The 17990-nt window shown below is 69.2% G+C and carries 19 protein-coding genes, 2 tRNA genes and 1 pseudogene; 10 read left to right on the top strand and 12 right to left on the bottom strand.

The annotated features are described in order from the left end of the window. Window positions 1-231 precede the first annotated feature (231 nt). On the top strand, window positions 232-708 hold the full coding sequence (locus NQ160_RS06355; RefSeq protein ID WP_257514385.1) for a cupin domain-containing protein: 477 nt from the start codon (window positions 232-234) through the stop codon (window positions 706-708). Between the two features lie 162 nt (window positions 709-870). Here NQ160_RS06355 and NQ160_RS06350 read toward each other — a convergent pair. Then, window positions 871-944 (bottom strand) — tRNA-Ile (locus NQ160_RS06350). 74 nt (window positions 945-1018) lie between these two features. Then, window positions 1019-2035: a DMT family transporter gene (locus NQ160_RS06345; protein WP_257514387.1), complete on the bottom strand. Its 1017-nt coding sequence runs from the start codon at window positions 2033-2035 to the stop codon at window positions 1019-1021. A 46-nt stretch (window positions 2036-2081) separates the two neighbouring features. Between NQ160_RS06345 and def the strand changes: the two genes are divergently transcribed. From def to NQ160_RS06325, 4 genes are all read left to right on the top strand, one after another. Next, on the top strand, window positions 2082-2648 hold the full coding sequence (gene def / locus NQ160_RS06340; RefSeq protein ID WP_257514384.1) for a peptide deformylase: 567 nt from the start codon (window positions 2082-2084) through the stop codon (window positions 2646-2648). A gap of 69 nt (window positions 2649-2717) precedes the next feature. Beyond that, complete coding sequence (locus NQ160_RS06335; protein ID WP_257514383.1) at window positions 2718-3203, top strand: DUF2975 domain-containing protein; 486 nt, start codon at window positions 2718-2720, stop codon at window positions 3201-3203. Then, a complete protein-coding gene (locus NQ160_RS06330; protein ID WP_257514382.1) occupies window positions 3203-3466 on the top strand; it encodes a helix-turn-helix domain-containing protein in 264 nt (87 codons plus the stop codon). Before NQ160_RS06335 ends, NQ160_RS06330 begins: the two co-directional genes overlap by 1 nt. Before the next feature lie 156 nt (window positions 3467-3622). Continuing rightward, window positions 3623-4522, top strand: coding sequence for a TIGR03557 family F420-dependent LLM class oxidoreductase (locus tag NQ160_RS06325; protein ID WP_441338263.1), 900 nt, complete (start codon window positions 3623-3625; stop codon window positions 4520-4522). Window positions 4523-4693: 171 nt separating this feature from the next. Here NQ160_RS06325 and NQ160_RS06320 read toward each other — a convergent pair whose 3' ends face one another. Beyond that, complete coding sequence (locus tag NQ160_RS06320) at window positions 4694-4876, bottom strand: hypothetical protein (RefSeq protein WP_257514381.1); 183 nt, start codon at window positions 4874-4876, stop codon at window positions 4694-4696. Between the two features lie 291 nt (window positions 4877-5167). On the opposite strand from NQ160_RS06320, the gene NQ160_RS06315 reads away from it, so the two are divergent. Genes NQ160_RS06315 through NQ160_RS06295 form a run of 5 tightly spaced genes read left to right on the top strand, consistent with a single transcriptional unit; the run spans window position 5168 to window position 9992 of the window. Next, window positions 5168-6007, top strand: a complete 840-nt coding sequence (locus tag NQ160_RS06315) for an ABC transporter ATP-binding protein (RefSeq protein ID WP_257514380.1) — start codon at window positions 5168-5170, stop codon at window positions 6005-6007. After that, on the top strand, window positions 6004-6777 hold the full coding sequence (locus NQ160_RS06310; protein WP_257514379.1) for an ABC transporter ATP-binding protein: 774 nt from the start codon (window positions 6004-6006) through the stop codon (window positions 6775-6777). The genes NQ160_RS06315 and NQ160_RS06310 overlap by 4 nt, the downstream gene beginning before the upstream one ends. Beyond that, window positions 6770-7651 carry a branched-chain amino acid ABC transporter permease gene (locus NQ160_RS06305; RefSeq protein ID WP_257514378.1) on the top strand — a complete coding sequence of 294 codons (882 nt, stop codon included), beginning with the start codon at window positions 6770-6772 and terminating at the stop codon, window positions 7649-7651. Before NQ160_RS06310 ends, NQ160_RS06305 begins: the two co-directional genes overlap by 8 nt. Beyond that, window positions 7648-8766, top strand: a complete 1119-nt coding sequence (locus tag NQ160_RS06300) for a branched-chain amino acid ABC transporter permease (RefSeq protein ID WP_257514377.1) — start codon at window positions 7648-7650, stop codon at window positions 8764-8766. Before NQ160_RS06305 ends, NQ160_RS06300 begins: the two co-directional genes overlap by 4 nt. Then, window positions 8763-9992 carry an ABC transporter substrate-binding protein gene (locus tag NQ160_RS06295; protein WP_257514376.1) on the top strand — a complete coding sequence of 410 codons (1230 nt, stop codon included), beginning with the start codon at window positions 8763-8765 and terminating at the stop codon, window positions 9990-9992. The genes NQ160_RS06300 and NQ160_RS06295 overlap by 4 nt, the downstream gene beginning before the upstream one ends. A gap of 71 nt (window positions 9993-10063) precedes the next feature. Here the strand turns inward: NQ160_RS06295 and NQ160_RS06290 are convergent, their stop codons facing one another. From NQ160_RS06290 to NQ160_RS06250, 9 genes and pseudogenes are all read right to left on the bottom strand, one after another. Further along, window positions 10064-11035 (bottom strand): fumarylacetoacetate hydrolase family protein, encoded by a 972-nt coding sequence (locus NQ160_RS06290; protein ID WP_257514375.1) that lies wholly within the window; start codon window positions 11033-11035, stop codon window positions 10064-10066. Further along, window positions 11032-12054, bottom strand: coding sequence for an amidohydrolase family protein (locus tag NQ160_RS06285; RefSeq protein WP_257514374.1), 1023 nt, complete (start codon window positions 12052-12054; stop codon window positions 11032-11034). The genes NQ160_RS06290 and NQ160_RS06285 overlap by 4 nt, the downstream gene beginning before the upstream one ends. Beyond that, window positions 12051-13184, bottom strand: a complete 1134-nt coding sequence (locus tag NQ160_RS06280) for an FAD-dependent monooxygenase (protein ID WP_257514373.1) — start codon at window positions 13182-13184, stop codon at window positions 12051-12053. The genes NQ160_RS06285 and NQ160_RS06280 overlap by 4 nt, the downstream gene beginning before the upstream one ends. A gap of 42 nt (window positions 13185-13226) precedes the next feature. After that, window positions 13227-14225 carry a cyclase family protein gene (locus NQ160_RS06275; protein WP_257514372.1) on the bottom strand — a complete coding sequence of 333 codons (999 nt, stop codon included), beginning with the start codon at window positions 14223-14225 and terminating at the stop codon, window positions 13227-13229. Beyond that, entirely contained in the window at window positions 14222-15187 is a 966-nt protein-coding gene (locus NQ160_RS06270) for a fumarylacetoacetate hydrolase family protein (RefSeq protein ID WP_257514371.1), read from the bottom strand. Before NQ160_RS06270 ends, NQ160_RS06275 begins: the two co-directional genes overlap by 4 nt. Before the next feature lie 77 nt (window positions 15188-15264). Continuing rightward, window positions 15265-16275, bottom strand: coding sequence for a VOC family protein (locus NQ160_RS06265; RefSeq protein ID WP_257514386.1), 1011 nt, complete (start codon window positions 16273-16275; stop codon window positions 15265-15267). Between the two features lie 234 nt (window positions 16276-16509). Then, window positions 16510-16585 (bottom strand) — tRNA-Asn (locus tag NQ160_RS06260). Window positions 16586-16647: 62 nt separating this feature from the next. After that, complete coding sequence (locus tag NQ160_RS06255; RefSeq protein WP_257514370.1) at window positions 16648-17427, bottom strand: ATP-binding cassette domain-containing protein; 780 nt, start codon at window positions 17425-17427, stop codon at window positions 16648-16650. Window positions 17428-17459: 32 nt separating this feature from the next. After that, window positions 17460-17990, bottom strand: a pseudogene (locus tag NQ160_RS06250) (DNA primase); the annotation flags it as partial.

Below are 17990 nucleotides of genomic sequence, written 5' to 3'. Positions count from 1 at the left end.
GCCATGATCTCTCCTTCGTCAGGTACGTCTTCCCCTACGACCTGATGCGGACCACGGCTTCTTCGGTTGTGTTCCCGCCATTATCACGGAAGCACGTGCGGGATGACAAGTGTGTGATTCCGGCGATCGACGCGTGGGGCGGCCTCTCCCCTTCCCACCGATGCCTCACCTTGCGATGATCAGCAGGCCCGCGCCCTTCGGGCCGCCTTATCTCAACAAGGAGACACGATCATGACTGGCAGCGACATCGGCCCTCGCCCTCACGCCTTCGACATCGAAGCCGCGACCCGGCAGAACGAGAACTACCGCGCGGTCGTGTGGACGGGGAAGCACCTGCAGGTCACGCTGATGTCCATTCCCCCGGGTGAGTCCATCGGCCTCGAGGCGCATCCCGACACCGACCAGTTCCTTCGCCTGGATGCCGGTCGGGGTCGGGTCGTCATGGGGCCCGAGAAGGATCAGCTCGACTTCGAGCAGGATGTCGCGGACGGATGGTCCATCCAGGTTCCCGCAGGCACATGGCACGACGTCATCAACACGGGCGACGAACCCCTGCGCCTCTATACGGTCTACGCGCCCTCACACCACGCGGCCGGGATCGTGCAGGCGACACGGGCCGACGCGGAGCGAGACGAGGCGGCCGGCACGGATGAGCCCCCGCCGTGGACGGCGCAGCCGCCCACGGTCGGCGACGACCAGCACGCTTAGCCGCACGCGGGAGGACCCGATCCCTACGCAGGGTGGCTCGAGAACTCGGCGGGCTCCAATGTCGAGATCGTCGCGGGCGAGTCGTGATCGCGAGCAGTGCGAAGCTTCGCTCTCCCTCATCCCCTCTAGACCCGTGACCGTGTGGGAATCGGGAGGGTTTTGTAGGGCGGGTGGGACTTGAACCCACGATCGTCGGGTTATGAGCCCGCTGCCTTGACCAGCTTGGCCACCGCCCCCTCACAACGACCTTACTAGGCGTGCCTGGCTTCGCTCGCACCTGGCATGTGGGCGGCAGCTCTGAAGCGGACCCTCAGCCGCGGGGCTTGTCGCCGGGCGATGCAGGACCCTCGGTGCCCCCGGAACTGCCTCGAGGGAACGGCAGCTCCTGGCTCTGGGAGACCACCTGCGGGTGATAGCGCGCCAGCGTCATGACGCCCCAGATGGCGATGGCGCCGGCGAGGGCGAACATGACGTAGCCCCAGACGGGGACCGCAGCGCCTTCGCCGAGCACGAGCAGGCCGAGAAGGACGGCGACCATCGGGTCGACGACCGTGAGGCCCGCGATCACCAGGTCGGGCGGGCCCGATGAGTATGCGGTCTGCACGAAGTAGGCGCCCAGCGCCGTGCCTGCCAGCAGCGCTACGACGCAGAGCACTGTCAGCCACTCGAAGTCGCCCGCCTCGATGCGTTTGATCACGATCTTGGCGAGGGTCGCGACGAATCCGTACACGATGCCCGCGGCCAGGATGTAGAACAGCGCCCGGATGCCATGGCGACGCCTCACCAGCAGCCATGAGACGACGAGGACCGCCGCGACGATCACGAGGATGATGAGCACCGTGATCAGCTGGCGGTTCGTGACGGTCTGCTCGACGGCGAACAGTGCCGCGACGATCACGAACCAGAAGATGCCGCCGACGCAGGCGATGATCGCCATCAGCGACCGGCGGGTGGGGGCATGCCCGGTCACACGCGCATTGAGCAGTGTGGTGATGACGAGCGCCACGGCGCCCAGGGGCTGCACGACGATCAGGGGCGCGACGGTCAGCGCGCCGAGCTGGCAGACGATGGCGAGGCCGAGCATGAGCGTGCCGACCACCCACGAGGGCCGCGCGAGCAGCTGTCGCAGCTGACCGCCGGTGAGCCCAGTCGAGCCGTCCTTGCCGCTGAGACGCTCGACCTTCTCGACACCCCGATGCTGGTACTGGGCACCGAACGACATGAAGACGGCGCCGGCGAGCGCCAGCGGGATTCCGAGCAGCAATCCGGGGTTGCGGAAGACGCCGACCAGCTGGTCGCCGACATCTTCGATACCCACCGCCCACATCACCCCTCGACAGTAGCGCCAACGCCTTCTCGGTAGGCTCAAGGACGTGGCTGTTCTACCGATTCGCATCATGGGCGATCCCGTCCTGCACTCCCCCGCCGCCCCCGTCGACGAGATCACCGACGAGGTGCGTCAGCTGGTGGCCGACATGTTCGAGACGATGGATGCCGCGCCTGGCGTCGGCCTCGCGGCCCCGCAGGTGGGTGTGCCACTGCGCATCTACACGTACACGTACGAAGACGACGACGGTCAGCCGTGGCGCGGCGTGATCCTCAACCCCGAGCTGTGGATGCGCCCCCCAGAGCCCGGCTCCCCCGACCCCGAGTCGGAGTCCGAAGGATGCCTGTCGTTCCCCGGCGAGCGGTTCCCGCTGCGGCGCTCGGATGAGGTCCTGGTCACCGGCATCGACCTCGACGGCGCGCCCGTGCGCATCGAGGTCGACGGGTGGCGCGCGCGCATCATGCAGCACGAGTTCGACCACCTCGATGGCATCCTCTACGTCGATCGCCTCGACGACGGCGACTGGAAGACCGTGCAGAAGATCGCCCGCAAGCGCGGCTGGGGTCGCCCTGGAGTCAGCTGGATGCCGGGAGTCGACGACCTCGACGCCTGACCCTTTCGCTCCTGGATGCGTAGAGCTATCGTATTTCGATAGATATGTATCGAGGTTCGGAGGTGTGCGATGGGTGCTCTCGTGATCGGTGCGCTCCGTGTGGTGCTGGCTGTGTCCTTCGCCGGAGCCCTCTTCGTGCAGGCCGTGATGGTTCCTCTGTTGTGGGTCGACCTCGAGGGGGCGCCCGACGCCGCGCGTGTCACGGCGGTCGTGATCGTGGTGCTCGGGATCATGACCCTGCAGGTGTGTGCCGTGTGCATCTGGCAGCTCCTCTCGATGGTGCGCCGCGGGTCCGTCTTCTCGTCACGGGCGTTCCGCTACGTGGATGTGATGATCGGTGCGATTCTCACCGCGGCGGTGCTCGTCTTCGCGCTGACGGTGCTCTTGGCTCCGGGAGAGGTGGCGCCCGGCGTCGTCGGGCTGATCTGTGGGGCCGCACTGGTGATCGGCGGTGTCGCGTTGGTGGTCTACGTGCTGCGGATGCTGCTGGCGCAGGCCGTCGAGCGTGAGGTCGAGGCGCGGCGGCTGCGGTCCGAGCTGAGCGAGGTGATCTGATGCCGATCGTCGTCGACATCGACGTCATGCTCGCCCGACGCAAGATGCCGGTCGCGGTGCTCGCCGAACGCGTGGGCATCACGCCGGCGAACCTCGCCGTGCTGAAGAACGGACGTGCGAAAGCGGTGCGCTTCACCACCCTCGAGGCGCTCTGCCAAGCCCTCGACTGTCAGCCGGGCGACCTGCTGCGGTGGGAGCCGCAGGGCGCGGTCGACCTTTCGCCGCACGCAGAAGGGGAAGCGACCGCCGACGCGAGGGCGTGACCTGCCTCATCCGATCCGCCCTCGCAACCCCCGTTCGCGCGCCGTCATCGATCGGTAGCGTTCCCCGCACACCCACGCGAGGAGGACGGCATGGCTCGGTTCGGATACACACTCATGACGGAGCAGAGCGGTCCACGTCAGCTCGTGGACTAGGCGGTGAAAGCCGAGGCGGCCGGGTTCGACTTCGTCGTCTCGAGCGATCACTACTCCCCCTGGCTCACCGCTCAGGGGCACGCCGCATATGCCTGGAGCATGCTCGGGGCCGTCGCCTACGCCACCCACGACGTGGAGCTCATGACCTACGTCACCTGCCCGACCATGCGCTATCACCCCGCGATCGTCGCGCAGAAGGCGGCGACGATGCAGTTGCTCTCGGAGGGCCGCTTCACCCTGGGCCTCGGGTCCGGTGAGAACCTGAACGAGCATGTCGTCGGCGAGGGGTGGCCGGCGGTGCAGATGCGCCAGGACATGCTGGTCGAGGCGATCGAGATCATCCGTGCGCTGCACACCGGAGAGCTCGTCACCTACGACGGCCAGTACTTCCGGGTGGATTCGGCGCGCATCTGGGACTGCCCCGAGGGTGGCGTGCCTCTCGGCGTCGCGGTGTCGGGCGAGTCCTCGATCGAGCGGTTCGCGGGACTGGCTGACCATCTCATCGCGGTGGAGCCGCAGGCGGAGCTGATCGAGGGGTGGGATGCCGCGCATCCAGAGGCATCCCGCAAGATCGGCCAGATCCCGATCAGCTGGGACCCCGACCGCGAGGCGGGGATCGCACGCGCCCACGAGCAGTTCCGGTGGTTCGCGGGCGGATGGTCCGTCAACGCGGACCTGCCGACGCCGGCCGGCTTCGCCGCGGCATCCCAGTTCGTCCGGCCCGAAGACGTCGCCGAATCCATCGCCGCGGGCCCCGACCTGGTCGAGCTGGCCGAGAGCGTGCAGCCCTTCCTCGACGCGGGCTTCACCGACGTCGCGATCGTGCAGGTCGGCGACGAGCAGCAGGAGCGCTTCGTGACCGAGGTCGCCCGGCCGCTCCTGGAGAAGCTGCGCACGCTCTGACCCTGCCGCGCGCCCTCGCCCTTCCGAATCTCACCGGCGGAGCCGGATGTTCACGCCCGCGTGACGCGTGGCCTAAGCTGGTACCGAGGATCCCGCGTCATCTGCGCGGCCCTCAACCGAAGGCCAGGGCTTCCACCCCTGGCCTTCACCTTTTGCCGGCCGCTGGGCGCCTCAATCCTCCGCGTCCGCGATGGCCTCGCCGTCGGCGTCGAGCGGTATCGGGCGCTCATGCGGTGGCAGGGGCTCCGGCAGGCCCGTCTCCGGGTCGAGGGGGCGATCGTCGTCGATGAAGGGGATGGGGACGCCCGTGCGAGGGTCGATGAGACCCTCGCCGTCGGGGATACTCAGGCTCATGTCGCTTTCCTTTCCTCTCGGCCAGGATGCGACGCTGCCGGGGGCCGCGCACCCCGTTGACGGGAGCGCAGGCCCCGGCTAGGGCGTGACAGCGTGCTGCAGATTCTGCACGGTCGTCTCGGATGGCCGACCTCCATACTCCGCAGCGGCGGTGTCGTCGTGCTCGTGGGATCGGCGCCCGTTATAAACACGGTCGATTAGGCATATAGGTGAATCACCCTCGCCCATAGGCGTGCATCCTCGTATGTTGGCGATGAGGCATTGCCGCCCCGCCTACCCGAGACATCGAGGATGATGACCCTGGACACCGATGCGACCGTCGGCCTTGACGAGCGCGATATGCCCGCCCCTGCACTGACGATCCGTGACGTGGGCATCGGCTTTCGCGGCGTGCGCGCGCTGGACGCCGTCAGCTTCTCGATCCCTCGCGGCGGAACGAGCGCGGTCATCGGGCCCAACGGGGCGGGCAAGACGACCCTGTTCAACTGCATCAGCGGGATCTATCGCCACGAGGGCGAGATCGAGCTGGCCGGACGGCCCATGAGCGGCGTGCCTGCGCAGGCCCGGGCGATCGCAGGCATCGCCCGCACCTTCCAGACGCCCGCGCTCCTTGCCGACCTCAACGTCTTCGAAAACGTCCTGCTGGGTGCGCACGGTGCAATGCGCGCCGGAATGTGGTCCGCCGCGCTGCGGATCGGCCGAGCGAGCCGCGAGGAACGCGCCGTCCGCCTCGAGGCGTGGGATCTGATGGGTCCGCTCGCGCTGCAACCTCTGGCGCTCGCGCCGGTGAGCAGCCTGGCCCACGCCGATCGACGCCGAGTGGAAGTGGCGCGCGCGCTGCTGTCACGTCCCTCGCTGCTCCTGCTCGACGAACCCGCCGCCGGACTGAGTGCCGACGAAGCCGACGAACTGCTGGAGGTCATCGCCGACTTCGGGGCCGACACACACATGACGAGCCTCCTCGTCGAGCACGACGTCGGCCTCGTCATGCGCGTCGCTCGCTTCGTCGCGGTGCTCGACGCCGGCCGGCTGCTCGCCTCCGGGGACCCGACAACCGTGTCCGCTGACCCCCGCGTGATCGCCGCGTACCTCGGTGCCGACGCGCCTTCTGACGGGGAGCTGCTGCCATGACCGTCCTCACGACCCAGAACCTCCGCGCGCGCTACGGCGGGGTCGAAGTGCTCCACGGTGTGGATCTCACCGTCGAGGAGGGTGAGATCGTCGCCTTGCTCGGCGCGAACGGCGCCGGCAAGACGAGCCTGCTCCGTGCCATCTGCAGGCAGGTCGACTCGACAGGTGCCATCACACTCGACGGCACCCGCATCGACAAGATGACGACGGCGCGCGTGGCCCGCCTCGGCATCGGCCATGTCCCCGAGGGCCGCGGAACCTTCACGGAGCTGACCGTCGAGGAGAACCTGCGCCTGGGCATTCTCGCCCGGCCCCGCCCCGTGCGTGCGACGGCGGACGAGGACCTGGACCTGATCCATGAGACCTTCCCGGTGCTGCACGAGATGCGCGGCCGCCAGGCGGGGGCGCTGTCGGGAGGACAGGCGCAGATGCTCGCAGTGGCGCGGGCACTTCTCGCCCGACCCCGGCTGCTTCTCGTCGACGAGCCGTCACTGGGCCTCGCCCCCCTGACCACGCTGGAGCTGTTCAACCGCTTCCAGTCGCTTCGGGATGCGTGGTCGCTGACGATCCTGCTCGCCGAGCAGAATGCGCGCTTGTCGCTGCGGGTGGCCGACCGCGCGGTCGTCCTCACCCGGGGTCGCGTGTCGCTCGAGGGCCCCGCCGCGGATCTGCAGGATCACGACGCGCTGCGTGCGGCCTACCTCGGCGACGGGCCGTCCGCTCCTGCGGACCGCCCGTTCCCTTCGACCCGAGGAGCGCTCGATGACTGAGTTCTTCCAGATCTTCCTGGACGGCCTCACCACCGGAACCGTCTACGCTGCCCTGGCCCTGGCGCTGAGCGTCGTGTTCCAAGGCACCGGCATGCTGAACTTCGCGCAGGGGGAGCTCGCCGTCGTGGCCGCCTTCATCGCGTTCACGATGCTGTCGACCGGCATCTCGCCGTGGCTCGCGATCCTCGTCGCCGTCGCCGCATCCGCCGTGATCGGCGCCCTCGTGCACGTGCTGGTGGTCCGCTGGGCCGACACCCGCAATGAAGGCGTCCTAATGGCGATGGGTGTGGCGTTGCTCCTCGGGATCAGCGCGCTCGCCGGCATCATCTGGGGAACCGACCCGCGCAGCTACCCCAGCCCCTTCGGCTCCGGACTCATCGAGTTCGCCGGACTGCGCCTCACCTACCAGCAGGCCGGTGGCGCGCTCCTCGTCGTCGTCGCGATGAGCCTGACCGCGCTCCTCTTCCAGAAGACCCCGATCGGATTGCGTCTGCGCGCCGTCGCGCAGAATGCCCCCTCGGCGGCACTGCTGGGGCTGTCGGCCCCCGTGTGGCTCGCCCTGGGGTGGGCGATCGCCGGCGCCGTCGGCGCGGTGGCCGGCGTCGTGGCCGCCCCCACCCTGGGACTGTCCCCGTCGATGATGAACTTCCCGCTGTTGATGGCCCTCGCCGCCGCCACGCTCGGAGGCTTGACCAGTCGAGTGGGCGCGGTCGTCGGTGGCCTGCTGATCGGCGTCGTCACGGCGTTTGCCGGCCGGTACATCCCCTTCCTCGGCGGGGACCTCAACATCGTGGTCGCCTTCGTCCTCATCGTGATCGTCCTGCTTGTCAAGCCCGGCGGACTCTTCGGAAAAGAGCGGATGGTGCGCGCATGACCAGTCCCATCCCCTACCCCCATGCGCGGCCCTGGTACCGCACCCCGCGGGGCCTGCTCACCCTCGCCCTGTTCTCGGTGGGCGTCGCGATCCCGTTCCTGGTGAGCGACTACGACCTGTTCAACATGACGCGCGTGCTCGCGATCGCTCTGGGAGTGGCGGGTCTGAACCTCCTCGTCGGGTTCTCGGGGCAGATCAGCGTCGGCCACGGCGCGATCTTCGGCATCGGCGGCTACACGACGATGCTCCTGATGCTGAGGATCGACGTGCCGTGGCCGCTCGCCCTCGTGGCGAGCATCGGCGCGGGGCTCCTCGTCGGCCTCGTGATCGGCATTCCGGCGCTGAAGCTCGGCGGACTGAACCTCGGGCTGTTCACCATAGCCATCGCCGCGGTCTTCCCGCTCGTGGTGAGCCGGTTCAGTGACTTCACCGGCGGGACCGTGGGGCTGGCGCTGCCGACCTCTCCCTTCGTCGCGCCCGACGGGATCGCGCTCACGCCCGCCCAGTTCGGTTTCCTCTTCGCCCTCCTGGCGCTCGCGGGCACGCTCGTGCTCCTCCGCAACATCACGGTGGGTCGCTTCGGCCGCGCCTACGCCGCGGTTCGGACGAACCGGATCCTCGCCGTGTCCAACGGCGTGCGCGTGCCCCAGCTGAAGCTCATCGCCTTCGTCGTCAGCTCGGCCGTGGCGGGTCTGGCCGGCGGCATCCTCGTGCTCGTCCTGACGGTCGCGACGCCCGACAGCTACCTGCTGACGTTCTCGCTGATCCTGCTCATGGCCGCCACGGTCGGAGGCAGCCGCTCGTGGATCGGCGCGATCGTGGGTGCGGCGATCGTCGTGTACCTCCCCGACTTCGCCAGCAAGGTCCTGCCCGGCCAGGCGTCAGGGCAGTTCGCCCAGCTCATCTTCGCCGTGCTCCTCGGTGTCTGCCTGATCCTCGCGCCCGGCGGCCTGGCCGCGTGGGGCACGTCGATCGCCCGCCGCGGCGCCGCGCTCGTGCGCGGTCGCCGAAGCACCGCCCCACGCACCCCCGAGACCGAATCCGGCAGCAGCACCGACCCCGAGTCCTATCCCGAAACAACAACAGCATTCACACGAAAGGAAGCGAATCGATGATGAAGACGTCACGACGAGCTCGCTCCGCCGTCATCTCCGCCGCCGCGGTAGCGGTCACCGCACTGCTGCTCAGCGGCTGCACGGGACGGCAGGCCGCGAACGAACCAGCCGCTGAGCCGCAGGATGACAGCCCGATCGTCATCGGGGCCAGCTGGCCCCAAAGCGGGCCGCTCGCCGCCGCGGCCGCAGGCTTGCACGGCTTCGAGGCCTACATCGAGATGACCAACGCCGAAGGCGGCATCGACGGACGCGAGATCAAGCTCGTCACCGCTGACGACGGCTATGACCCCGCCCGTCTCGCCGACAACCAGCGCAGCTTCGTGGAGAAGGAGGGCGCCATCGCCGTCGTCAACTTCGGCGGCATCGCGGTTCCCGGCCGGCCGTATCTCAACGACAAGAAGGTCGCGCAGATCGCACTGGCCGGGCAGACCCCGCTCAGCGACGTGGAGAACTTCCCCTATACGCGCGCCTTCTGGCCCGACGTGGTGTGGGAGGGCCAGCTGCACGCCCAGTGGCTGCAGGAGAACCGCCCCGACGCGGTCGTCGGCTTCATCGGGTTCAACAACGACCTCAGCGAGAGCCACATCGCAGGTCTCGAGGCCGGTGGCCTGGCCCCCGCGCAGGTCGCCATGGTTCCCCCGGGCACGGCCGACCTCACCGCGCAGGTCAGCCAGTTCCAGGCGGCGGGCGTGGACACCGTCATCATCAACATCGGCGCCCCCACGATCGGCGCGGTCACGAAGTACATGGACGAGATCGGCTACGAGCCCACTCTCCTGCTCGCAGGCAACATGGCCGACTTCGTCACCGTGGTCGACCCCGCCGGCGCGGACGCCGTCGCCGACGCCTACGCGTTCCACTGGGGCAAGGACCCGGCCGACCCGAAGAACGCCGAGGATGCCGCGACCCAGACGTTCATCGAGGTCATGACCGAGTACGGCTACGAGAGCGACATCCGGCAGGCCCTCGCGTTCAACGGCTACGGACTGGGTGCCGCGCTGGTGGAGGCGCTGAACAACGCTCCCGAGCTGACCGCAGACGGGCTGCTCGAGGCGTGGGACGCTCTCGAGGACACCGAGAACCCGTACCTCCAGGACGGCATGACGCTGGACGCGGGCTTCGGCGGGCGACTCATCTTCCAGGTGCAGCTCACGCAGTTCGACGGTGAGACCTGGGTGCCGCAGGGCGACGTGATCGACCTCCGGGACCTCGGCATCGTCGAATAACCGCAACGCAAGAGATCGCCCCCCGCACGGATACCGTGCGGGGGGCGATCTTCTGTGCTCCCGAGGAGCCGTCAGCGACGACGCGCCCGTGAGCGCGGGCGTGCGGGCGGCAGAACCGGAGCCGGCACGGGCGCGCCGACGCGGGCGCGGATCTCGCCGATGCCCTCGACGACCATCCGCACCTCGTCGCCGGTCTGCAGCGGAGGCGGGATGAGGCCCTGGTTGCGTCCCCACAGCTCGCCGAGGCATCCACCGTTGCCGACGGTACCCGAGCCGAGCACATCGCCGGGGACCACTCGCGAGTTGCGCGACGCGTACGCCACGAATTCCGGGAACGGCCAGCCCGCGTTGGACACGAGGTCCTCGCCGACGAGCGCGTCGTTGACGTACACCTCGGCGTGGACGGCGAGGAAGCCCTCCGCGTCGAGGTAGGGCACGAGCTCGTCCGCCGTCACGATCCAGGGCCCCAGCGTCGTGCCGAAGTCCTTGCCCTTGCACGGCCCGAGGCGCACCTTCATCTCGCGGGCCTGCAGGTCGCGGGCCGACCAGTCGTTCATGATCGTGTACCCGAAGATGTGCTCGGCGGCCGCGTCCGGCGTGAGGTTGGACCCTGTCGATCCCGGCACTGCCCCGATCACGACGGCGACCTCGAGCTCGAAGTCGAGGCGCTCGGTGACCGGTGGCGTGACCTCCTGGAAAGGGGCGAGGATCGTGTGCGGGTTCGTGAAGTAGAACGTCGGCGCCTGGTACCACTCGGGCGGCACGTCGCTTTTCCCCTCCACTCCGGCACTGACACCTTCGACGTGCTCCTCGAAGGCGACGAAGTCGCGCACGGAGGGCGGTACGACGGGGGCGAGGAGGTCCACGTCGGCGAGCGGGATGCCGGCGGCGTCGGCGACGCGCGACAGCAGCGCGGCCGCTCCGTCGATCCCGCGGGCGAGGGCGTCGGCGACCGTCAGCCCGTCCGGGAAGGGCACGACGCGGTCGTCCACGACGAAGCCCTCCCCCACGGTCTCTTCGTGGGTCCAGCGAGCGATTCTCATGCGTTCACCGTCTTTCCCAGCAGGGCCGCCGCGTTCGAGCGCAGGATGCGCTCCGCGGTCTGCGGTGCGAGACCGGCGGACTCCACGAAGGCGACGGGATCCTCCGAGCCCATGTCGAACGGGAAATCGCTGCCGAGCACGACCTGGCTCTCGCCGGCGACCTCGATGAGGTGACGCAGCGCGCCGGCGTCGTGGACGACCGTGTCGAACCAGATCTTCCGCAGGTAGCTGGACGGTTCGTGCGCGCAGCCGCGCGCATCGGGACGCACGCGCCACGCGTGATCGCTGCGGCCGATCGAGGTCGGCAGGTACCCGCCGCCGTGCGCCGCGACGAGCCGAAGACCGGGGTGACGGTCCAGCACCCCCGCGAAGATCAGGTGCGACAGGGCGACGGCGTTCTCGACGGGCTGCCCGACGGTGTTGGCGAGGTAGAACCGGTCGAGCCGCTCGTCGAGCGAGCAGCCGAACGGATGCAGGAAGACGACGCAGCCGAGCTCCGCCGCGCGCGCCCAGAACCGCTCCAGCCGCTCATCCGACAGTTCCACGTCACCGGCGAAGGAGGAGATCTCCACCCCCGCGAGCCCGCGGCCGAGCACGGCGTCGTCGAGCAGTTCGACGAGGCGCTCCGGATGCTGCAGGGGCACGAGTCCCAGTCCCACGAGGCGATCGGGCGCCTGTGCGGTGTGCTCTGCGATGAGGCGGTTCGCTTCGGCCGCGGCCCACACCGCAAGTCCCTCGGGCGCCCACGGATAGAAATGGTTGGGCGAGGCGCTGACCCACTGCACGTCGACGCCCTGCGCGTCCATCGCCGCCAGGCGCAGGCCCACGTCGGTGAGCTTGGGGACGCGGGCACCGACCATCGGTCCTGACACCGCCTGGCTGTCGGCACCGTGGCGCACGAGCTCCAGTGCAGCGGCCTCGGCGACGAGATCGGGGGCGCGGCGCGCGACCTCGGCGTGCAGCCCAGGCAGGAGAAGATGGGCGTGGACGTCGGTGACGGGCTGCCGCGGCGCGGTCATGCGGGCTCCGCCATCTTCTGCGCGATCCCGAAGATCAGCCCGCCGGCGTCGGCGCTGCGATCACCGTCGATCTGCCATTGGCCGAGCTGCACCGACGCCGCCACCACCGCCCCCGCGCGGGGGATGCGGCGGGCGTGGAACTCGTCCCACATCCCCTGGTCGAGGCTCTCGCCCCGCGTGAGCAGTTCGGTGAGGACGAAGGCATCCTCCAGCCCCTGCGCGGCGCCCTGGGCGATCGTCGGGGGGCAGCTGTGCGCGGCGTCACCGATGATGACCACGCGGCCACGGTTCCACGGCTCTGCCACGAGATGCTGCGTGAACCACGTGTAGTGCGCGTCGGCGCCGGCTTCGATGTCGGCGCGGATCTGGTTCCACGGCCCGTCGTACGCGCGCGATGCCTCGAGCATGAGCCGGCGCGCCTCGTCAGGGTCGACGCCGAAGCGGTCTTCGGCCTTCTCCACGAGGAACGCGTACATGCTGTCCTCACCCGTCGGGGTGTAGCCGGCGATGTAGACCGGTCCGCCGTAGTAGAGCGTGCTGCGTTCGACCTCCGCCGGGCGCGAGACGAACGTGCGCCAGATCCCCATCCCCGTCGACTCGGGCTTCGCCTCGATCCCGATGAGCTCGCGCACCGTCGAGTGCAGCCCGTCCGCGCCGATCACGAGGTCGTAGCGACCCGCAGGCGCGCCCTCGATCTCGATCTGGACGCCGTCCGCATCCTGGGTGAGGCCGGTCAGCTTCGCCCCGAAGTGCACCTGCACGCCCGCGCGCTCGGCGTGCGCCAAGAGGATGCGGGCAAGCTCTGCCCGCGGCATCCCCATCCCGGCCGGATAATCCGGACCTCCCGTCTTCACATCGGGAAGCTCGGCGACCACGGGAGCACCGGGACCGGGCGCGCGCAAGGTGAGCCCCTCGAACGGGTATCCGGCCTCGCGGATGTCGTCCCACGCGCCCAGCGCGTCGAACACCCGCAGGGCGTTGCCCTGCAGGCTGATGCCGGAGCCGAGGGCGGTCAGCTGCGGCTTGGCTTCGAAGAGATCGACCTCGACGCCGGCCTTGGCCAGCTGGATGCCGGCGGCCAGGCCGGCGACGCCGGACCCCACGATCGCGACGGTGTGCACTGCAGTCATGTCAGAACCTCTCTGTTCTGTTCGGGTGTGCGGTGGTGTGTGTCAGAAGACGGCCACCGGATTGATCGGCGAACCGACCGCCCCGGTGATCGGCAGTGGTGGCGCCGACAGCAGCACGTCCCAGCGTCCGCGTGCGGCGCACGCGTCGGCGAGCTCGTCGAAGTCCCACATCTCGCCGATCGTGAGTCCCATGTTCGGGATAGCGATCTGGTGCAGCGGCTGGAACGACGGCGCGTCGAACTCGTTGGGGCGCACTTCGAAGCCCCACGTGTCGGTGGCGACCGCTGCGATCTCGCTCCGGTGCAGCCAGCCGGCGGTGGTCAGCGACATGCCGGCCGCTTCGCCGCCGGCATAGTCGTTCCACCCCTCGCGTCGGGCACGGGCGAGCCGGCCCGTGCGCACCAGCAGTATGTCGCCGCGTCCGACCCGGCTGGACTCCCCCTGTGCCGCGATGCACGCGTCGAGGTCGGCGGCGGTGATGCCGTAGCCGTCGGGCAGTTCTCCGGTGTCGGGTTGCAGGAAGCGCCCCATGTCGAGCAGGACGCCACGGGAGACGATGACAGCGGCCGCGTGCTCGATCCCGGTGACGAGGTCGCCGTCACTGGTGACGACATCGCCCGCACGGCGACCGTTCCACGCCATCCCGTGGTCGAAGATGTGGCCGAGGCCGTCCCACTGCGTGGAGCACTGCAGAGGCATCGTGATGTAGTCGTCGGCGCCGCCGATGCCGTGCGGGAACGGCTGGTTGCCGCGTTCGGCGTCGGTGCCGGTGTCGGTCATGGTGTGGACGGGATTGATCCGGCGCCGCCACCCCTTCTGGGGGCCGTCCGTGTTGAAGGCCTGCGACAGCGAGACGACACGCCCTTGCGTCACGAGTGCCGCCGCCTCGACGCGCTTGGCCTCGTCGATGAAGTTGAGGGTGCCCAGGACATCGTCCTCACCCCACCGGCCCCAATTGCGATACGCCGTCACGCGCGCGGCGATCTCGCCTTCGGGATCGTTGCGGTCGAGGTCGGCGGGATGTTCGCTCGGCGCGGTCATGCGGCCGCCTCCGCGACGCAGCGGACGACTTGCGTGCCGACGCCCTCGATCGTGCCGGTCATCACGTCACCGTCGCGCAGGAATCGTTTCCAGTGCTGGCCGTTGCCCGCGGGGCTGCCGGTGAGCAGGATGTCGCCCGGCAGAAGCGGCAGCGTCTGGGACGCGGTCGACACGAGCGCGGCGACGTCGAAGACCAGCTCCGCGGTTGTGGCATCCTGCATCACCTCGCCGTTCAGCTCCAGGCGGATGGCGAGGTTCGCGGGGTCAACGAACGGCGCCGGGACGAGGTAGGGCCCCGTGGGGAGGAAGCCCGGCGCGTTCTTGGCGCTGAACCAGTCGGCGCCGATGTCGCCCACGTCGGAGGGGAAGAGCAGATCGCGGGTCGAGATGTCGTTGGTGATCGTGTACCCCGCAACGTGGCTCATGGCCTCGTCTCGCCCCACGCGGAACGCCTCGGGGCCGATGACGACGGCGAGTTCGAGCTCCCAGTCATGCACGTCACTGTAGGACGGAAGCGTGAGGGGGACGTCGTCTCCCACGACGCACTGCGGCATGCCGATGAAGACGAAAGGGCGACCGCTGGCGGCGCGCGCATCCATGATGCGTTCGGCACGGTCCCGCGCCTCCTCCGGCGTCAGCGCCGACTCGCCCTTGGTCAGTCCGCCGACGATCAGCTGCACGACGTGCGTGCGGTAGTTAGCGCCGGCTTGGAGCACCTGCCGCGGCTGCACCGGCGCGGTCAGGACCGCCTCGGACAGCGCAGTCCACGGCCCCTCCGCCTCGGCGAGCGTGGCGAGGCGGTCCCAGTCGGGTGCTGCGAGGAACGCGTTCAGATCGGACGCACCGAGTTCCTCCTCACCGAGGGGGCGGATGCGGTCGCCCGCGACGAGCCCGAGAACGACATCATTGCCCTGCCGGTATCGGCCGAGGGCGAAGGGGGCGGTGGGCGGGGTATGGGTCATGAATCCTCCTCGAGTCGTGACGTAGTGCGCCCCGGGACGGCCGCTTCAGGCGGCCGCCCCGGGACAGAGAACAGTGCTCAGCCGTGACGGGTGTACGGGTTCAGCAGCGCCGCCTTGATCTCTTCGGGCACGCCTTCCTCCGTGGCGGTGGGCCCGTCGGCGGGCGGGAACGACTCGGTCATCGACATCGGCATGGCGCCGTTGCGGTACATGTTGCTCGACCCGAGCGACGGCTTCCACGTCTGCGGCTCCCAGTCGGGCACGTAATTGCGGTACCCCCCGGTGTTCAGTTCGACCCGCATGCTCGAGGGCTCGCGGTAGTAGAGGAAGCTCTGCTCGCCGATGCCGTGGATGGAGGGCCCGTACTCGATCGCGGTGCCGCGCTCCATCAGGACGTCCGCGGCGATCAGCAGCTCCTCCCGCGTGTCGACCCAGAAGGCGTAGTGGTTGACCCGCCCGGCGCGCGAGGATCCGTCGAGCACAACGCCGAGGTCGTGAGACTTCTCGTTCGTGGTCAGCACCGAGAACACCGACATCGGCGCCTCGTCGAGCACGGTACGGGCCATGATCCGGAAGCCCAGCACCTCGTTGTACCAGCGCGCGAATCCGTCGACATCGCTCGTGGCGATCGTGACGTGGTCGAGCTGGCGGGGGGCGCCGGCAACGTGGCTGCGCTTCTGCGGACGGTCGGGGTAGATCGACGCGACCGACGGATCTGCGCGGTGGCGCGTGACGTCCCAGTGCAGGGTCATCGAGTGTCCCCACGGTCCCGTGAAGCGGTAGGCGCGACCGATGGCGTGCGCCTCGATCCATTCGCCCTGCACTCCGGCGCCCTCGATGCGGCGGACGGCCTCTTCCAGCGCCTCGGCACTGGAAGTACGCCATGCCATCGTCTCGAGAGAGGGCTCGTCGCCGGGCACCATCACGAGCGAGTAGGCGTAGTAGTCGCCCCAGCAGCGCAGGTAGACGGCATCGCCCACGCGGTCGACTTCGGTGAGACCGACCTGATCCTTGTAGAACTCCACCGAGGCCTCGACATCCGTCGACGTGATCGAGATGTACGAGAGGTGGGAGAGAAGCGTGATCATCATTGACCTTTCCGAGAGGGCTTCCATGCGCCTCGTGTTTCCCACTATCCGCATCTCGGACGTATCAGGGAACACCCGGTTGCCAATGCGCAGCATCAATCCCGTTTATGTCTAGCCCGATGGACGTGCCAGTGTTCCTCGCTGCGCTCGCGTCGAGTACTTTGCGCGATAGGTAGCCGAAGAGTGCCCCAAAGCAAGAACTCCCTTGATGAATCAAGGGAGTTCGGGGCTTGTTGGCTCCCCGGCTTGGACTCGAACCAAGAACCTATCGGTTAACAGCCGATTGCTCTGCCAATTGAGCTACCGAGGATCATGCACACCTTGCGGCGGGCAACTCGTCAATCCTAGCAAACGTCAGAGGGTGCTCGTGACTTACGACGCGACCAGTCTCGGGTTCGCATCGTCGCCGGGCGTCCACAGCAGACTGCCCGTCCCGTGGCCGGTCGCGACGGTGTGTCCGCCGCGAAGGACGAGCACGTCGGCATCCAATTCGTCGACCGCGGCCGCTTCATTGGTGACGATGACGGCGGCCATGCCGTACTCCGCCCGGCGGCGCAGGATCGCGTCGCGCGCGGCCCGCCTCACCTCGACGTCGAGGTTCGCGTACGGTTCATCGGCGACAAGCAGATGCGGACGCAGCATGAGTGCGCGCGCCAGCGCGACGCGCTGGCGCATGCCCGCGCTCAGCTCGTAGGGGTACTTCATCGCCGCACCCAGGGGCAGTTGCAGTTCGTCGAGCAGAGCGGCGACGCGCACCGCCAGTGCGCGCTGGTTCACCCGGCGGTCGCGGCTGGTGACGGGCTCCCCCACCACCTCTGCGACGGTCGAGCGTGCTGGAAGGTCGGCGCCGGCTCGCTGGGGAAGGTAGCCGGTGAGGTAGGTGTGCAGGCGGTGGGCGCGTCCGCGGCGGCCGAGCCGCACGCCTTCGACGACGGCGCTGCCACCCACGAGCGACAACGCAGAGCCGCCGCGGCCCGCCAAGACCGCGGCCAGGCTGGACTTGCCGGAGCCGGTGGGTCCCATGAGGGCGAGCGTGCCGCCGCGCGGGAGGGTGAACGTGGCACCGTCCACGACCCGCTGCATCGACCCGGTGTGGGCGATGGAGAGGTCGTCGCACCGGACAGAGAACTCGTCGCCACTCCTCGGGGTCATGGTCCCATCCTGCCCGGTCGGGCGGGCGCGGGCTACTCGGCGATCAGCCGGGCACGCTCGACGTCGAGCTCCCGAAGGCGGATGCGCACCGCGCGGCCCCCGTCGGAGTCCACATCAACACGCTGGATGTGCCGCATGAGCTCGCTCTTCTCGCGTTCGATGACCCGCAAGCGCAGCCGACGCGCGAGGTCGGCGGTCGAGGCCAGGGCGCCGGCTTCGGTGCGCGCCGGGAAGTCGGCCGTGAGCAGTTCGGCGGCCAGGGTGCGGTAGGGCTCGCGCACCGCTTCGACGGCGGCCGCCGCCCAGCCGATCCGGGTACGGTCGGGCTGTTCGACGACGGCGCGACGTACGGCTTCGAGCGCAGGATGGTGGAACGGCAGCGCCAGCGCGGGGTCGAGGATGGCGGCATCCACCGCGTGACCGTACTGCAGCACGCCCATGATCGCGTCGCGCTCGAGCGCCACGTCGGCGGTGCGCGGAAGCGATGCCAGCGTCACCCGCGGCGTCGGCGCCTCGCCGCCGTCCGCGACCGGCGTCGTGGACGAGGTGGGCGCTGCGTTCTT

The sequence above is a fragment of the Microbacterium sp. zg.Y909 genome (assembly GCF_024626565.1).
Note: the sequence above shows the minus strand (reverse complement) of the source record. Positions and strands in the feature narration are given on the sequence as shown.

What these genes read in the sequence shown, in the direction of transcription:
- NQ160_RS06355 (WP_257514385.1), top strand. Translation starts at nt 232, where the DNA reads ATGACTGGCAGCGACATCGGCCCTCGCCCTCACGCCTTCGACATCGAA.
- NQ160_RS06255 (WP_257514370.1), bottom strand. Translation starts at nt 17,427, where the DNA reads ATGACCCCGAGGAGTGGCGACGAGTTCTCTGTCCGGTGCGACGACCTC.
- NQ160_RS06295 (WP_257514376.1), top strand. Translation starts at nt 8,763, where the DNA reads ATGATGAAGACGTCACGACGAGCTCGCTCCGCCGTCATCTCCGCCGCC.
- NQ160_RS06335 (WP_257514383.1), top strand. Translation starts at nt 2,718, where the DNA reads ATGGGTGCTCTCGTGATCGGTGCGCTCCGTGTGGTGCTGGCTGTGTCC.
- NQ160_RS06285 (WP_257514374.1), bottom strand. Translation starts at nt 12,054, where the DNA reads ATGACCGCGCCGCGGCAGCCCGTCACCGACGTCCACGCCCATCTTCTC.
- NQ160_RS06345 (WP_257514387.1), bottom strand. Translation starts at nt 2,035, where the DNA reads ATGTGGGCGGTGGGTATCGAAGATGTCGGCGACCAGCTGGTCGGCGTC.
- NQ160_RS06315 (WP_257514380.1), top strand. Translation starts at nt 5,168, where the DNA reads ATGATGACCCTGGACACCGATGCGACCGTCGGCCTTGACGAGCGCGAT.
- NQ160_RS06310 (WP_257514379.1), top strand. Translation starts at nt 6,004, where the DNA reads ATGACCGTCCTCACGACCCAGAACCTCCGCGCGCGCTACGGCGGGGTC.
- NQ160_RS06280 (WP_257514373.1), bottom strand. Translation starts at nt 13,184, where the DNA reads ATGACTGCAGTGCACACCGTCGCGATCGTGGGGTCCGGCGTCGCCGGC.
- NQ160_RS06300 (WP_257514377.1), top strand. Translation starts at nt 7,648, where the DNA reads ATGACCAGTCCCATCCCCTACCCCCATGCGCGGCCCTGGTACCGCACC.
- NQ160_RS06320 (WP_257514381.1), bottom strand. Translation starts at nt 4,876, where the DNA reads ATGAGCCTGAGTATCCCCGACGGCGAGGGTCTCATCGACCCTCGCACG.
- NQ160_RS06265 (WP_257514386.1), bottom strand. Translation starts at nt 16,275, where the DNA reads ATGATCACGCTTCTCTCCCACCTCTCGTACATCTCGATCACGTCGACG.
- NQ160_RS06275 (WP_257514372.1), bottom strand. Translation starts at nt 14,225, where the DNA reads ATGACCGCGCCGAGCGAACATCCCGCCGACCTCGACCGCAACGATCCC.
- NQ160_RS06290 (WP_257514375.1), bottom strand. Translation starts at nt 11,035, where the DNA reads ATGAGAATCGCTCGCTGGACCCACGAAGAGACCGTGGGGGAGGGCTTC.
- NQ160_RS06305 (WP_257514378.1), top strand. Translation starts at nt 6,770, where the DNA reads ATGACTGAGTTCTTCCAGATCTTCCTGGACGGCCTCACCACCGGAACC.
- NQ160_RS06330 (WP_257514382.1), top strand. Translation starts at nt 3,203, where the DNA reads ATGCCGATCGTCGTCGACATCGACGTCATGCTCGCCCGACGCAAGATG.
- NQ160_RS06270 (WP_257514371.1), bottom strand. Translation starts at nt 15,187, where the DNA reads ATGACCCATACCCCGCCCACCGCCCCCTTCGCCCTCGGCCGATACCGG.